Source organism: uncultured Oxalicibacterium sp., assembly GCF_913776015.1.
GTDB lineage: Bacteria > Pseudomonadota > Gammaproteobacteria > Burkholderiales > Burkholderiaceae_D > Oxalicibacterium.
In genome coordinates, this window is record NZ_CAJYMD010000020.1 from 20355 (window position 1) to 37574 (window position 17220).

1 protein-coding gene is annotated in these 17220 nt (G+C 56.3%); it reads right to left on the reverse strand.

Translation table 11 applies throughout. The annotated features are described in order from the left end of the window. Positions 1 to 16: 16 nt before the first annotated feature. Positions 17 to 17185, reverse strand: coding sequence for a hypothetical protein (locus QZ725_RS03065; RefSeq protein WP_293776173.1), 17169 nt, complete (start codon positions 17183 to 17185; stop codon positions 17 to 19). Positions 17186 to 17220: the final 35 nt, after the last annotated feature.

The window sequence follows — 17220 nt, forward strand, 5'->3', positions numbered from 1 at the left end:
GGCTACCGAAAACACCTCAAGAGGTGGTTTCGGTTTCCTTTTTTGCATTCCAGTCAATCGATGCCGTTCGGCTGTCATCCTGCACGGATTCGGCTTTGACGACCTCGACCACCTGATTGACGCCGCTCATGCCAGCCAACCAGTCCGTCTTCACGTTGGCATCTACTGCCGAAGCTGCCTTGGTCACCGGCAGTGCCGATGTTTCACGCAGGAAGGAAGAAAGATCGAGCTTGGCCTGATCGTGCTTGTCGGCAGTGCTCCAGGTGCCAGTGCGTGGATCGAATTGCAGGGCGCCATCCTTGCGCGACAAACTACCGCCGCGCAAGGCGTGGGCACCGGCCAGACCGGCAAATGCCATTTCCACTCCATCCAGCGGCAAGCCTGCCTCGTCTTGCGGTGCGGATTCTGCCGGTTCGCCTTGCTCGGCGGGCACGTCACCCTGCGGTGCGGCAGATTCCACTGCCGGTTGCGACACGCCTTGCGTTTCCGGTGCAGCCGGTGCGGCGTCAGCAGGTGGCGTTGCCTGATTAGGCTGTGCCTGTGGTGACAATTGCTGCGATTGCGATGGCTGTTGCGACTGCGAGGTCGACGCATTGCCGGAAGACGGCGTCTGCGCATTCTGGCCGCTTTGCTGCGCGCCACTTTCGAAGGACATCGAAGACGATTCAGACGAACGTGCCGACGGCAAGCTGCTCTGCTGCATACTGAAGTCCGTCGCCTGCTGACGCTGCTGTTGCGGTGCCGAGATACTGGCGATCAACTCGTCCATCTGCTTGATCAGCGCCCGGCTGGCCGGCGTCGTCGCGTGGCTCGGTTCACGGTTCGCAGGCGTGGTGAAGACCACATCTTGCGAAGCCGCGATCAGATCCGGCGAGTTACCTTCCTGACCAAAGCGCACCACCGATTTCGCCTGACCATCGACAAAGTAGATCGCCGCGTAGTCACCCGCCATCACATCGCGCGTGAAGTTGCCGTGCAACAGATCGCCCTTGGCGCCACCGAACAGTACGCTTAGATCCTTGCCGCCATGCAGGATGTCACTGCCACCGTCATACAGATCGATGGTTTGCGCCAGCGAAACGCGGCCATTCGTGTATTCGACCAACGCGCTATCGCCGATGACGATATTGAAGCCGTCATAACCGAACAACTCATCATCGCCGTTACCACCAAGGATGACATCTTCGCCATTGCCACCACGTGCAAGGTCATTGCCGCCGATGGTCGGATTGGTTGTTACAACCTTGACGTACTTGCCAGCCATGTCACGCGTCACGTCGCCGTTGTCACCGAAGATGACGTTGCCGCCATCACCGCCTTTGATCGTGTCGTTACCGATACCGCCGACCAGCACGTTACGACCGTCACCGCTGACGATGGTGTCGTTGCCGCCGATGGCCGGATCGATGCTGCTGATCGTCAGCGCAACGCCGGTATCGGACAAGGTCACACGGCCGTTATCGCCAAAGGCAATGTTGTTGCCATTGCCCAAGGTGATGCTGTCGTTGCCATAGCCGGCGATGACATGCTTGTCGCCATCGATCGATACGATCGTGTCATTACCACCACTGACGGCGTTGTCCATGAACGATTCGTAGCGTGTCGCAATACCCGCCGTGTTGAAGGTGATGACGCCGTTGTCGCCGAACAGGAAATCATTGCCGGTACCGGTCGTGATCGCATCGTTACCGATGCCGCCAAGAACGTAATGATTGCCGTCGCCCGTCGTGATCGTATCGTTACCACCGATGCCTGCAAGGTAATCGGTCGTTTCGATACGGGCCAGATGGCTACCGCTTGCATCCAGCGTGATGACGCCGTTGTCACCGAGGATGACGCCATTCGTCACGGCACCAACACCTGCAGTGATGGTGTCGTTACCGGCACCACCCACAAGGTACTTGCTGCCATCGCCAACCAGAATCGTGTCGCCAGCGCCGGTCGTGTTGTCATCGAACGAGGCATCGATCTTGACCACGCTACCTGCCGCATTCAGGCTGATCTGGCCGTTATCGCCGAGCACCACATCGTTGCCATTGCCCAGAGTGATCGTATCGGCACCGTAGCCGCCAATCACATAGTGATTGCCATTGCCGGCGCTGATTGTATCGTCGCCACCCAGATCATCGAAGTAACCCGTGCTTTCGATGACTTGCGCATAAATACCATTGGCATCGAACGTGACCACACCATTATCGCCGATCAGGATGCCATCGCCGTTACCGACCGTGATCTCGTCGCCACCAATGCCGCCGATGACAAACTTGTTGCCGTCACCGGAAATGATGATGTCCTTGGCGCCACTGCTTGCCACATCCGTCGACGCATCCAGTTCCGTGACTTTGCCGTTCGCATTGAGCGTGATCTTGCCGTTGTCGCCAAGGATCACGTCGTTACCAATGCCGGTGGTGATCGTGTCTTCGCCATAGCCGCCAATGACGAAGTGATTGCCGTTACCCGCTTCGATCTTGTCATTGCCACCCAAACCAGCGAGGTAGTCCGTGCTTTCGATGACTTGCGCATACACGCCATCCGCGTCGAATGTCACGATACCGTTGTCGCCAATCAGAATGCCATCGCCGTTACCGACCGTTATATCGTCGCCGCCAATGCCGCCGATGACAAACTTGTTGCCGTTGCCGGAAACGATGATGTCCTTGGCACCACTGCTTGCCACATCTGTCGAAGCATCGAGTTCCGTGACTTTACCGTTCGCATTGAGCGTGATCCTGCCGTTATCGCCAAGAATGACGTCGTTGCCGACACCAGTCGTGATCGTGTCTTCGCCGTAGCCACCAATCACAAAGTGATTGCCGTTACCCGCCTCGATCTTGTCGTTACCACCCAAACCAGCAAGGTAGTCCGTGCTTTCGATGACTTGCGCATAAATACCGTTGGCATCGAACGTCACTACACCGTTATCGCCGATCAGAATGCCATCGCCATTACCGACCGTGATCTCGTCGCCGCCAATGCCACCGATGACAAACTTGTTACCGTTGCCGGAAACGATGATGTCCTTGGCACCGCTGCTTGCCACATCTGTCGAAGCATCCAGTTCCGTGACTTTGCCGTTCGCATTGAGCGTGATTTTGCCGTTGTCGCCAAGAATGACGTCGTTGCCAATGCCAGTGGTGATCGTGTCTTCGCCGTAGCCACCGATGACGAAGTGATTGCCGTTGCCCGCTTCGATCTTGTCGTTACCACCCAAACCAGCAAGGTAGTCCGTGCTTTCGATGATTTGCGCGTATATGCCATCAGCATCGAATGTCACGATGCCATTATCGCCAATCAGAATGCCATCGCCGTTGCCGACCGTGATCTTGTCGCCACCCATGCCACCGACAACAAACTTGTCACCATGACCGGAAACGATGATGTCCCCAGCGCCGCTGGTCGCCACATCAAGCGACGCATCGATCGTGATGATCTTGCCCGTCGTCGCATGTAGCGTGACAACACCGTTATCGCCGAGGATCGTATCGTTGCCATCAGCCGTCGTGATGCGATCGGTACCGAAGCCACCGATGATCAGATGATCGCCATTGCCCGTCTTGATCGTATCGTCACCACCAAGTCCGCCTGCAACTGGCAGATAGTCTGCGCTCTCCACCTTGACCGCAAACGTGCCGCCAGCATCCAGCGTGATCTTGCCGTTGTCGCCAATGACAACACCGGTGGTGCTACCACTCAGTCCCAATTCGACCGTGTCACTGCCGATACCGCCCAAGACGAGCTTGTTGCCGTTACCCGTCTTGATAATGTCTGCACCACCTGTTGCTTCCGACTGGTCGGTCGTACGCAGTACCGATGCAATGCCGCTGCTGTACTCAATGATGCCGTTATCGCCGAAGATCATGTCACGACCATTTGCCGTCGTGATTTCATCTGCACCGATACCGCCGAAGACGATGCTGTCACCATCCGTGACCTTGATCACGTCCTTGCTGCCGACGGTGACATTGGTGGTTTCGATCGACACCAGTTTGGTCGTATCCGTGGCATCGAACAACACCTTGCCATGATCGCCGATGACGATATTGGAGACGCCGCCCACCGTGATGGTATCGAGGCCGGCACCGCCGATCACGATGCCATTACCCGCTGTTGTCGTGATCGTGTTGCTACCACCAACAGTCCCGGAATAGAAGGAATTGACCTGTTTGACCAGCGCATTGGTCTGCATCTTGTTGTTGCCAATCTGCGTGATTTCACCATGGTCGGCCACGATGACATCACTGCCATTGGTGCTGCCATAGATCGTATCGTTACCGACTGCCAGATTGTCGTAAGTCGCCGTGTTTGAGGTGTTTTCGTTCACCACGGTCAGCATCGTCGCGCCGAGCACACTCAAGCGTTTGCTCAAGTCGATGTTCAAGCCACTGTCACCGTAAATGAAGTTGTTGCCACCACCGGCACGAATCGTGTCATTGCCCGAACCGCCAGCAAGAATGTCGTCGTAGGCACTGCCGTAGATCGTATCGTCACCACGACCGCCATAGACAATCACACGACCGCTGGCACCACGCGCATCGATGATGTCATTGCCGAAATTGGTGAAGGCAAAGCCGCCTGGCTGGCCTGGAACGGTCACGTTATAGAAGCTGCCATCCTGGCTGGTATCGCCGAACAGCACCAGAGGCGCTGCTGCACCGCCGCCGCCAGTGACGATCAGATGATCATCGCCACCGCCGCCCTGCACCACCGTTACCGAGCCATCGACAGTGTGATCGACCGTAAAGGTATCGTTACCCTTGCCAAGCAAAACGTTGACAATTTCCATGCCGTGGTAGGTGATACCGCCATCGAACGTGCGCAAGTCGGGGTTACCCGGCGTACCGAAGTCCAGCGAGAAGCTGCCTCCCATACCGAGACCGCTGATGACGCCGAACTGCTTCAGATAGTCTGGCGTCAACTCGGATACATCCACACCCAGCAATGCAGCCAGACCCGAGGCATTGACAACTTTGCCGAGCTTGCCCGTATCGTTGGAGACACTGCCATCGTTGTAAATGATCAGCGAATCGGTATTGGTGCTCTCGTTCGAGACGTTGTTCACCTGAGGCAATGCCGTATCGGTTTCGCCCGGCAGCATGACTGCCTGACGCAAGGACCGGTCACGGCCTTCAATATTGCTGCCTTCGATGAATAGCGAACCCTTGATCTTCGCCACCACGTGCTGCTGCTGTGGATAGGTCTGGATCGGCGTCGTGCCAACCGTGGTTGCCGCAGCCGGATTCATTTCCACGTTGACCATGAATGGAATATTCCAGTCTGCCGCCGTGAATGTCACTGTCGGCAAGCCTTGAGCGTTATGGCCAAAGCGCGTATCGCTTGGATCAGCCGCACTCAAGATCGTCTTGCCATCAGACATCAACGTAATCGTGACAGGTGCCGTCGGCTGACGGCTGAGTGCCAGCGTGTAAGTGTCATCTGCCGTGGCCGACACCAGGGTGGTACCGGACGATTGCGTGACGATCACACCGCCGACATCGTCATCACTGACTTCGACGTTGAGCGTTTGTGCCACCAGGTTTTGGTAGATCGCCCCTTGACCACCGCCCGTGCTGCTGATGACATGCGAAATGACCTCGGTCGCACGGTTTTCAGGAATGCTGTCATTAATCGCTGTCAGCTTGACGATGAATTTCTCATTCCAATTGCTGCTGTCGAATGTCAGCGTAACTTCACCGGTTTGCGCGTCGACATGCAGACGTGAGGCAATCGCGGGATCGCTGCTGAACGATTCAGCCTTCAACTGTGCCGCATCAAGTCCGAGCTTGACCTTGACGATCTCGCCTGCTGCCGGTGCCTTGGTCAATGCAATGCTGTAGGTATCGCCATTGGCATCGCCTTCGGTCACACGCGTGTTGCCATCCGTCTGACGAATGATCAAGGCCGGCATGTCATTGTCGATCACGCGTACCTGAACGTTCGCAATCTGCAACTCGTTGAACGTTGGATTGTTACTCATCACCGAATGGCTGATCATGGCCACGCGTTCGCCTTCGGCTGCCGTATCGCTGGCAGCACGCACATACACCTTCTGCGTACGTGCCCACTCTTCCGCGCCGGAACCAGCACTCGGGTCAAAGGTCAGCACCAGAGATTGGTAGTAATGTACGCCATCGATCGATACTTCGATGCTCTTGCCACCGAGTGCCGTATCCTTGGTCGTTGCCTGTGTCGCCGATACCGTTACATAGGCTTTTTCCGTACCGCTTGGCGGTACGTTCATCGCTACTTCGTACCAGCTGACATTGCTGCCATCTGTCGCATCTTCGGTCAGCAGCATTTCGCCAGCAGTCTGCTGACGAATTGCGATGGCACCTGCCACGGCATTGGCCACATTGAGTTTGACACCTTCAACATAAATACCGTTGTAGGCAGGGTCGGTACTGCTGGCTGCGTGATTGATGAAGCCGCTCGTACCTTCCACACTGGATGCCACGATGGTTTTCGTTACATCGCCACCGACACTAAAGGTGTCGTTGCCAAGACCGCCGATGATAGTGGTACTGACGGATGCAGGCGTGCCGAGGATGAAGAAGTGGTCATCCCCTTCCATGCCGTCGATTTCCAGGCGTTCGATGCCGGTGAAGTCGATATTCAGGCCGGCACCTTGCACACCCGTTTCGGTAATGACGAAGTTGTCGTTCTTCTCGGTACCGATCACGACCACGGTATCCACACCCGAGCCACCGTCGATGCTGACCGGGGCGTTGATGTTGTATTCGACATGATCGTCGCCGGCACCGCCGTGCACTTCGGTTTCGTTGACCGAGATACCGTTGGTATCAGCCAGCGCAAAGGCACGTACGATGAACTCGTCGTTACCATCTTCACCGAACAATTTCAACGGCGCCTTGTTGCTGTACACCACGAAGCTGTCGTTACCGTCACCACCGAACGCGGTCGTCGCATAGCTGATGCCGCGCGTCAGATAACCAAGCGTTGTCTGCACTGTCTCGACTTCGTCACCTGCGGCGACATACGGCGCAACACGATCCGCACCGAACACCTGACCGAACTGGAAGCGATCCTTGCCGCTGCCGCCATCCAGTGTCGTGATGGTCGAGTTGTCATCCACGTAGAACGCATCGTCACCATCCAGGCCATTGACCAGCAAACGACCATTAACGGTTTCGTTGTAATTGATGCGTTCGACCTTGTTGGTATAGCGCGGTTCAGCGTCACCCGTCAGGCCCGTTGTATCCAGCGATGCGACAAAATAACGACGTAGCAGGAAGGTGTCGTCGTTGTCGGTACCATTGATCGTCAATTGATCTGCACCGTCGTTCGGCAAGCCCGAATCGTTGATGCTGACGATGTAATCCGAACCGCCACGCATATTGACGATGTATTGGTCGGTACCGCCGCCACCGTCCATGCGAATCTGGTCACGTGTGCCATTGTGCGATGTTGTCATCGCCGCCAGATGGTTGATCAGCAAGGTATCTTCGCCGGCACCGCCGTTGATGAAGGTATTGGCCATCAGCGCCAGATCGTGCGCTGCATTGAAGCCTGCCGTTGCATGCTCGGGATTCAGAGCAATCGTATCGTTACCGCCGTCGCCATTGAGCATGAAGCTCACGGCCTTGACCGAGCCCCAGACACGCATCACGTCATCGCCATCGCCGCCATGCAGATCGATCGTGGTCGCCGCTTCCAGCGAACCCCACAGTTCAATCAGATCGTCACCATCATCTGCCCGCACGGTGAGCGATGCCACCTTGGTTGTACCCGACATGCGCAACGCATCATTGTCCGCACCGAGATCGAACGTCGTTGCCGCTGTATCGATGTTGCCCGTGATCGTGATGGTATCTGCGCCGGCACCGGTGCTCAAATCGAACTGAGCACCAGCGATGCTACCTGTTACATCGATACTATCCGCACCGCTACCGGTCGTGATGCTGACCGCACCAGTCATCGTGACGGCACTGGAAATCAACAAGCCATTTACGCCATCACCTGCTTGCAGCGTAAACGTCGTACCGGTAACAGGTGCAGTCAAACGGATGTCATCATGACCACTACCCGTGGTCAGGTTGACGGCACCCGTCATCGTGATTGCATCGGAAATCGCAATCGTGTTTTCACCATCGCCTGCATTGAGTGCAAAGCTGCCGCCACTGATGCTGCGCGTGATATCGATGTTGTCCTTACCACTGCCCGTCGTGATGCTGATTGCACCATTCGACATTGTCACCGTATTGGTAATGATGACTGTGTTATCGCCATTGCCGGCATCCAGCGTGAAGCTTGCACCATCTACGGCACCACTCAGACGAATGTCATCCGTGCCGCTGCCGGTCATCAGAGCAACTGCGCCAGCCACATCGATCGCACCGGAAATGGCAATCGTATTGTCGCCATCGCCCGCGACCAGCGCGAAACTGCCGCCGCTGACGTCGTCGGTGATATCGATCTTGTCCTTACCACTGCCGGTCGTGATGCTGACGGCGCCCGTCGTCATCGCTACCGTGCTGGAAATCAGGATGGTGTTATCACCATTGCCGGCATCAAGCGTGAACGACAAGCCTTTGACAGGTGCAGTCAGGCTGATATTGTCCTTGCCGCTACCCGTCATGAAGCCAATCGCGCCAGTCATCTGCAGATCATTGGAAACCGCAATCACGTTATCGCCATCGCCGGCATTCAGATCGAACGAAGTGCCGGTGAATTTGCCGGTGATACTGATATCGTCCGCACCGCTACCGCTCGTGATGGTTGCATCCGCGACGTTGATCGCAGCCTGCAGCTTGATCACGTTGGTGCCATCACCAGCATTCAGCGTGAAACTGCCACCGTTCAGCGTTTTGGCAATCGTGATTTGATCGTTGCCCGAACCGGTATTGATGCTTGCCGATGTCGTCGCATCCAGATCGCCCAGCAATTCCACCGTATTGTTACCGTTGCCAGCATCCAGAACGAATACCGCCGTATTGATAACGCCCGTGCTGGTGACACGCAGAGTGTCATTACCTTCGCTACCCTTGATGGAAATCGAAGTCGTAGCATTGATGCTGCCCGAAATCTCGATCAGGTCATCATCCTGTGCGCCGTCAATGCGTACGATAGGCGCAGTGATGCTGCCCGTGATCTTGATCGTATCGGCTTGCGATTCGCCGCGAATATCGACCAGCACATCCGATTTCAACTGACCGGCAATGGTGATGATCGCGCCATAGGAATCCTTGTTGGCTTGTCCTGCAGGGGCCGGATTGCCTTGCACGTCGCCCTGATAGTCCGCTTCGATCGTCAGTTCGCCTTTGGCAATCACTTTTGCCGTGGCCGCAACCGACACATCGTCGCCGGCCTTGATGTGCACGAAGCTGTTGGTGCTTTGAACCGTGACACCCGCTGCAATCGTGATGTCATCCACGTCACCCGTCGCATCGTCCAGCGCGATCAGCGTGATACTGTCTGCCGATTCGATATTGCGCGTGATATTCATCGGGCTGGCTGTCGTGATCGTGACAGCCCCACCGGCTTTGATCGCCGCACCGGCAGAGCCATCGAGCCTTGTCAGCTCCATCGCACCCTTGTTTGAAATCCACGTACCACCCGTAGTCGACGTACCTTGCAGTACACCCACCTTGCTATTGAGTGATTTGGAAGAAGAACCGATGTTGTTCGTCGCGAACAGGCTGGCTTTACCCGATGTCAGGTTGCTGTTGCCATCGTTGCGGCCATTGAGGATGCTGCCTGGCGAAGCGATGAACGCCGTGTAGGCAACATTTCCAACCGCATTCACACCAGTGCCGATTTCATTGATATACAGATCGCCCAGTACCTGGATGATATTGGTATCGAACATGCTCGATGTGGTGAGTGTGCCGTCACCTGCCGCACCAGAGAAGCCGGCCTGGATATCCAGATCGTTACCGGAACGGCCAATGGCGCCATTTTCTGCAATCAGCGTGATACTGCGACCAAACACGTCCGTACCCGGACGCGATTCGAGACCGCTACCATCGTTACCCGCATCTACGATCGAACCACGCGCCTTCAGGTACACATCCCCAGCAATCGACTTGATACCATCCACATTCAGGTCACCCAGCGTTTCGTAGAGATAGATGCCGTTCTGTGCATCAGCCTTCAGCGTGCCTTGTGGCGTCAGATCGGTCTTGAGCGCATTGCCTACCAGACCGATTGCATCGGAAGCCTTGAGCTCGATGCGGTTACCTGCAATCTTCGGCGTATCGCTGCCGGCAATGCCGTCGAGAATTGAACCCGAGCGTGCTTCCAGATTGACGATACCCGATGTCGAAGACACACCTGCAACGTACATATTGCCGCTTTTCTCGGCGATGTAGAGATTGCCGGAGGCACGAGCCGTCAAGGTGGCCGTACCCTGCAAGTCGATCAGGAAGGCTTTTGTGCTCGAACCGATTGCGCCCTTGCCTGCTTCGACGATCAGATCACCACCGATGACGTTGGCATTACCCACCACCGATGCATCATTGACGATGCCGAAACGGCTCTTGATGCGAATTTCCGCATTGCTGGTACTGGTCACGTTATCGATCTGCATCGCGTTCTGCATTTCGCCCGAACCCAGGTAGACCGTCGTGCCGGCCGAAACATTGACGCGGCCCGTTGCATCGACGTTGATGTCGTCGCGACGCTCGATCACGATGGCCGTCAGCGCTGGACGCAAAGCAGCCGTATTCGATACTTTCGGCGTGAAGACAGCTTCCATGCTGCTTTCTGCCGTCAGGCTATTGCTACCGATCAGCGTGATCGTGCCTTCCGTCACACTGGCAATCGTGTAATAGCTGTCACGTGCCGAGACGTTGGCGGAATTACCCATGATCTGGAATTGCTGACCAGCCGTGAAGCCATCTGCCAACCAGTCGCCACCATCCGTGCGCACGATAGTCGGTACGCCGTTGACCATGGTGAAGTTAACCACCGACGACACGACATCGGAACGCGTCGGATTGAGCGCAATCGGCGTGATCGTGACGATCTTGCCGGTTTCGGTCGTCAGGTCGGCACTGGAAGTCAGCTTGATCGTGCTGGTCAGTACGCCATTGACGGTGGTATCCGTGATGCTCTTGATCTGATACGACACGCCCTTGTCGGTTGCATTCGCGGTCGCACCCGAGATCTGGATGTGCATACCGACCTTGAGATCGGTACTGTTCCAGCTCGTCCCAGTACGCGTAATGGTGCCATCTGCGTTGAAGTTGACCGTCACGTTGCTGACAGGATTACCGGCCAGATAGGTCACGTCGATACGATCGGCCATCGCGAAAGCGAGCTTCTCTTCTTCCGTCAATTGCAGCGGCTGCGGACGATTGACGAGATCGATCGTGATCGGTCCTGAATTGGCACCAACGGCGTGTGACGTCACGATCTTGACGTTATGGCCGATGATGTTCGCTTCTTCGATGTTGATCTGCGTATTGGCGACAGGCTTGAGCAAACCAGCACTCATGGTGCTCATCAGTTCTTCCGCCGTCCAGATCTTGATACCAGCCGTGATGTTGTTGACTTCCTGCAAGCCGATACCAGAAGTGATATTCCAGCTGTAGTTGGCGTTGTAGCTATTGCCAGCAGAGCCGTAGCGCGCATGCAGTTCACGGTACTCGGCGGTTACCTTGTTTTCCAGCGTCGTGATTTGCGCGGCTGAATAACCTAGGGTATTGACGTAGTAATCGCGTTGGGCTGCCGTCAGTGTGACTTGGAAATCCGCATCGTAGACCGAAGGATCGGCTTGCTGGCCGCGATACGACCAGTAGGTACGATAGTCCTGCTCCTTCGCGGTCTTGTAAGCAAGAATGGTTTCCGAAACCTTGGTATTGGCGCCGGTATCTGCCGTCAGTTGCAGATCGCTCCATACGCCATCGATCAAGTCCTGCTTGGCACGTTCATCGACTTGCTGCGTATTGTTGGCATCGATCAGCGAACCATTGCTTACCGTGATTTCCACAGTGCCATTGGTCGAACGCGATTCCACTTTTTCGATGCGCAAGTTATCTGCACCGTTGGCCGTGCCGGTATGGCGGCCTTCGGTCAGATAGATGTTTTGTGCCGCCAGAGCGATCACGCGATCTGCCTGGGTCGAACCGCTGTACAAGGTCAATGCATGACCGGCGATACCGATGCTGCCGTTGAGTGCATTGAGCGTGATCGAACCGCCACGCTGCCCTGCCGCACCAACACGGCCTTCGGTCCAGGTTGCTGCCGTTGCCTTGGCCACGACAATCGAACCCTGTGCCGTCAGGCTGATCTCACGACCCACGCCTGCAGTAATGCTCTTGACGGCCAGATCGCCGATGATTTCGTTGAGATATACCGCACCATTGGATGCCGTTGCCGTGATTGCCGGCAACGATTCGACTTTCTGCCACTTGCTGGTATCGGAATAATCCTGCGTCGACAAGTCAAGCTTGCCGGCTGCACCGATGTACGAATACACCTGTCCGGCCTCGCCACCGTTCGCATACCCATTGCCAACCAGAACACGATGGCCTTGTACGGTCAGGTTCGGATTGCTGGCCGTGTAATTGACAGTGTTGGAGTTGACGAGCTGCCACTTGCTGGCATCGCCATAGTTCTGCGTGCTCAGATTCAGCGAGGTATCGGCACCGATATATTTGTACACCTTGCCTGCGACACCGCCTGCGCTGTAGCCTGCCGCCAGCTTTACTTGTACGCCGTTGGCGATCTGTGTCTTGTTGCTGCTGGTGGTGAAATCGTAGGTCGGCGTTGCCGACAGATCGGTATTCAGCCCTTGAATCGGCGTATCGGCACCGCTCAGTGATTTCGTACCGATGCCATTGGTCGCCGTCAGATTGATGATTTGACCGCCGACATACGCGCTGTCGGTCAGGTGATCGATGCGATTACCGGCGATCAGCGTCGTCGTTCCCGATGCATTCGAGATCGCGCCGTTAAGCAGGATCGAGCCACCAGATTTGACCGTCACGTCGCTGGCACCATTGCCAATGAAGTTGATCGCAATATCATGATCGGCGCGAATGGAGAAGGTATGAATCTCCATCGACTTCTGCTCTTCCACAAAAGTCGTCCAGCGCGTGCGCTTGCCGTACCAGGTACTGGTCGTGTGCTGGTTGGTTTCGTAGTTTTTAGTGGATGTAACGACCTTGTTGTAGTCGTAATCGAACACCGAGGTATCGCTGGTGTCAGTGTAGTAATAGGCTGCGCCACCCATGAGTTTGGGTTGCGTCATGGCTTCTTGCGTATCCCACGAAATTCGCGCGGGATCGGCCGCCAGCCAATCGATGCCCAACCAATCGCTTCTACCTACCGTCGCCATCTTGCGCACGGCCACTTCCTGGCCGATCGACCAGCCATAACGCTGCCCTTGCGCCAAATTGTAGTTGGACAGATTGTTGACAACCGTCGACACCGCACCCGTACTGCGTCCTTCGTCGACCGTAACGGTGACCTTGTCGCCCGCTTTTTCGTACAAAGTGACAGTGAAGTCCTGAATCTTCGTGCTGCCGCTGTAGACCGCTTTGGAACGATCAACGATCAGCAATTTACCCGTGCCACGTGCCGAGGTATCAATGCGCTGGATCACCAGATCGTAGGTGGTCTGGTTATCGATCGTGACGTTGGCATAACCACCCAGCAGACGAATTTCGCCTTTTCCGGTGTTGGTGATACGCGCATCAAGCTCGATATACCCACCACTGACGCGTACTTCCTGCACTTGAATGCGCTTGTTGGCGACATCCCAGTAAACCGAGAAGTCCGAATTCGACGCCGTATTCAGATAGACCAGGCCCGTCGCCGATGCCGAGATATTCTGAATCTCGGTGCGCGTCGACGCGCCAATGGTCAATGTGTAATTGTCTTTGCCGCTCTGAATGACGCCATTGACGTTCAGATATTGCGCCGTGATGTGGATGCGATCTGCATACAGATTCACGCCCGGCATCGATGAGGTCGAGTAGACCGGAGCGCCATCCTTGTATCCGACTACCGTGCCGGTAGACGCCGCAGCATACGCCTGGGTGTTGGCCAAGCCCATGGTGGTGGCATCGACTACCCCTTTCTGACCCAGCGGAGCCGATGCCAGCACGCGATCGGTAATCGTTTTCCATGCCGAATAGGCTTCACCACCGACCGAGTACGCCGTAACGCCATCGATGTAGACATTGCCGCCGGCAACAATCGCCATGTTTTTCGCACGGACCTGCGCATTGATCTGGATATCACCGTTACTGTTTTCAATCACCAGCGACAGGTTGCCGCCGAGATTGGTAATGGTCCCCAGTACCGTGATGCCAGGCGACGAGTACGGTTCTTGATCGGCCGTCAACTGCACCGAATTCGGATTGAAGGTGTTACGCACGACGATCGTTGGCACCGAACCGGTCGAGGTCTGCGTGATGGATGCAAAGGTTGCTGTCGTGGACGCACCGTTGCTGGTGGCGCTATTGAGTTCGTTGATCTTGCTGTTGCTGCTGGCACTTACGCCATTGAGGAACAAACCGCCATTGCTCTCCGGGATCGTGATACCCATGATCTTGATGAAAGCCGGCGTATTGTTCGTGATAACCACCGACGCATCGCCCGGCGCATCCATCGTGCCCGAGCCTTTGAGGATGTCGGCACGAATATCGATCACACCAGCTTGTGCCCAGATCGGATCGATGTATATAGTCGGCACTGACTTTTGCAGCAAGTTGCCACGGTCATCCGTCAGACCTTCCGCAGCCAAAGCCGCTTTGATACGAGCAATTTCACTGGTGTAGAAGGAAATCAGCGTGGTGTTGCCCGAATCCCTGTAGGCATTGAGTTGCGACTGTGCGTTCTGCAGCTCCTTCGCCAGGCCGGTCAGTAACGCTTCATTGACAATACGGTACGTGATGCCATTGCCCGAAGACACACCGACGATGCCGTAGTTGGTCGATGCCGATTGGGACCAGTTCAATGTCAGCGACTGCGTACGTGCAATACCGGTTTCCAGCTTGCCATTTACCGTGACGATGCCGTCGGCATTGGTATCAAGATAACCACCAAACCATTCCGAACCGCTCAATGCGTCGCCAATCGCGCTGGCCCAGTTGGTCGCCTTGGCGCGACTGGTCATATCGGCATAACCGAGACGTTCGGTATGCAGATTAATATCGCGTGCGCTGCGGATGTTGGCGCCGCTGGCCACGGTGATCGTGTTGGTCTGATACAGCACGGCACGCGAATCGACATCGTCGATCGGGATCGCACTGCCGGCAAACGTATCCGTACGCGCGGTGAGCTTGTAGTAATCTCGGTCGAAGGTCACGTTGGTACCCGACGAGATATTGACGTTCGCATCGGCCTGCAGCAAGGCGTTCTGACCGATATTGACTTCATTGACAGGGCGTACATCGACAACCGATTTGGCCACTGCAACCGTGGCTGCACCATATGTTTCAGCATTGACGATCGCCGACAGCACACCCGTACCACGCGCCGAGATATCGATCGCACCAACCGTCAACAGCTGCGTACCGGTACCGATGTTGACACGCGCGTAGGAGCCATCCGTACGAATCGTCGAGAAGGCACCTGCTCCCGAAATCGCACCGCCTGTAGTCAGCGTCACCTTGTCGAAGGCAACGATATCGTTCAGCGCAGCCAGTCTCAGATCGCCTGCTGTAACGGCATAGCCACGTACTTGCAGAACGCTGTTGTTACCAATTTCGACACGCGTATCGAGCTTGATCACGGTTTCGCTGGTGGCACCTGCGGCCGAAGCGATACCGCCCGTCACGCCCTTGATATTGGCTTCGCTCTGTTCCGGCTTCAGCACATGGCTGGTGGAAGTGATGCTAATGTCCTTGCTGTACAGCTTGACGTTGCTTCCCACGCCCGCTGTCGTGATGGCATTGACCAGATGATTGGATGTCGCGCCGCTGCCAGCCAATGCACCGCCGGCAACCGTACCGATCGTGCTGTTGAATTTGGCGGTATGGTCTGCCGTCATCGACAGTTTGCCCGTACCGTCGATCACGCCGACAGCCGTCCAGCGCGCCGTGTTGGCAAAGTTTTCGTTCGACAAGTCGATCGTGCCGCTGCCGCCGATGTACTGGTAACGCGTACCGAAATCACCGCCAGCCGTATGCGCGGAACGCACATCCACGGTCTGGCCGTTGTTGACGTACTGACTGCCTTGATCGGTATTGAAATTTGCGTTCGAGCTGATCAGCAAGATCGGCAAGACGTTGTTGGCGCCCAGCGTAATGTTGCGATTGCTTGTGCCATCCTTGATCAGCGCCGTGGTATTGCTGAGATTGCTGGTATCCGCTGTCGCACCAGCACCGGCGAGAACACCGCCGCTACCTGCCGTGGTCAACGCAACATTATCGTCATAGCCCAGCGCCGTGATCGTGAGACTGCCGCCGTCAAGCTTGACGCCCGTGCCGAGATAAGCCGACGTCTGCGTATCCGATTGTGCTTTCGATTGCGCTATACCCGCCGCCACAATGCCGCCTGCGTAACTATTGGCATCGGCCTTCTGTTTCGAATTGGCGTTGGCAACGACTGACGTTGCGCCACGTACGGTCAGCGTCGAACTATCTGCCACATAGGCATTGATGGCCGATTTGCTGCCCGACGTACCGTTGATGGCAGTTGCCGAGGTCGAGGCCACACCAATCAGGGCACCGGCAGAACCGGTTGCATTGGCATAGGCAGACTCACCCGCCGATGGCAGCACCTGCATCGCCTGAACACTCAAGGATCCCGTCGTCAGCGTGCCGCCGACATAGGCGTTCACGGTCGGTGTGGTCTTGGCTGTGGCATTGGATACGCCGACCGACAAGCCGCCGGCAGCAATACCGAATGCATACGCTTCAGCACGTGGCTTGACCGTGGCAGACACGTTGATCGCACGCGTCGTGGTCAACGAACCAGTTGCATACGCTTCGACAACCGGCGAGACGATCGCCGTTGCCACCGAACCGCTACCCGAAACGATACCGCCGGCGACAGCGTAGCTTTCCGCCTTGGCCGAATCGGTTGCATAGGCCGTCACCTTGAGATCACGCGCCGTCGTCACCGTACCGGTTACGTAAGCCTTGACCGAACCATTGGCATTGGCCGTTGCGATACTGGTACCAACGGCAGCCATACCGCCTGCTGCGCCGATGGTCTTAGTATTGGAAACATTGAGTGACGTCGCGCTTACCGTGATGTCGTTTTTGGCGCTCAATATCGCGCCGCTACCGGCGTATGATTCCAGCGTCG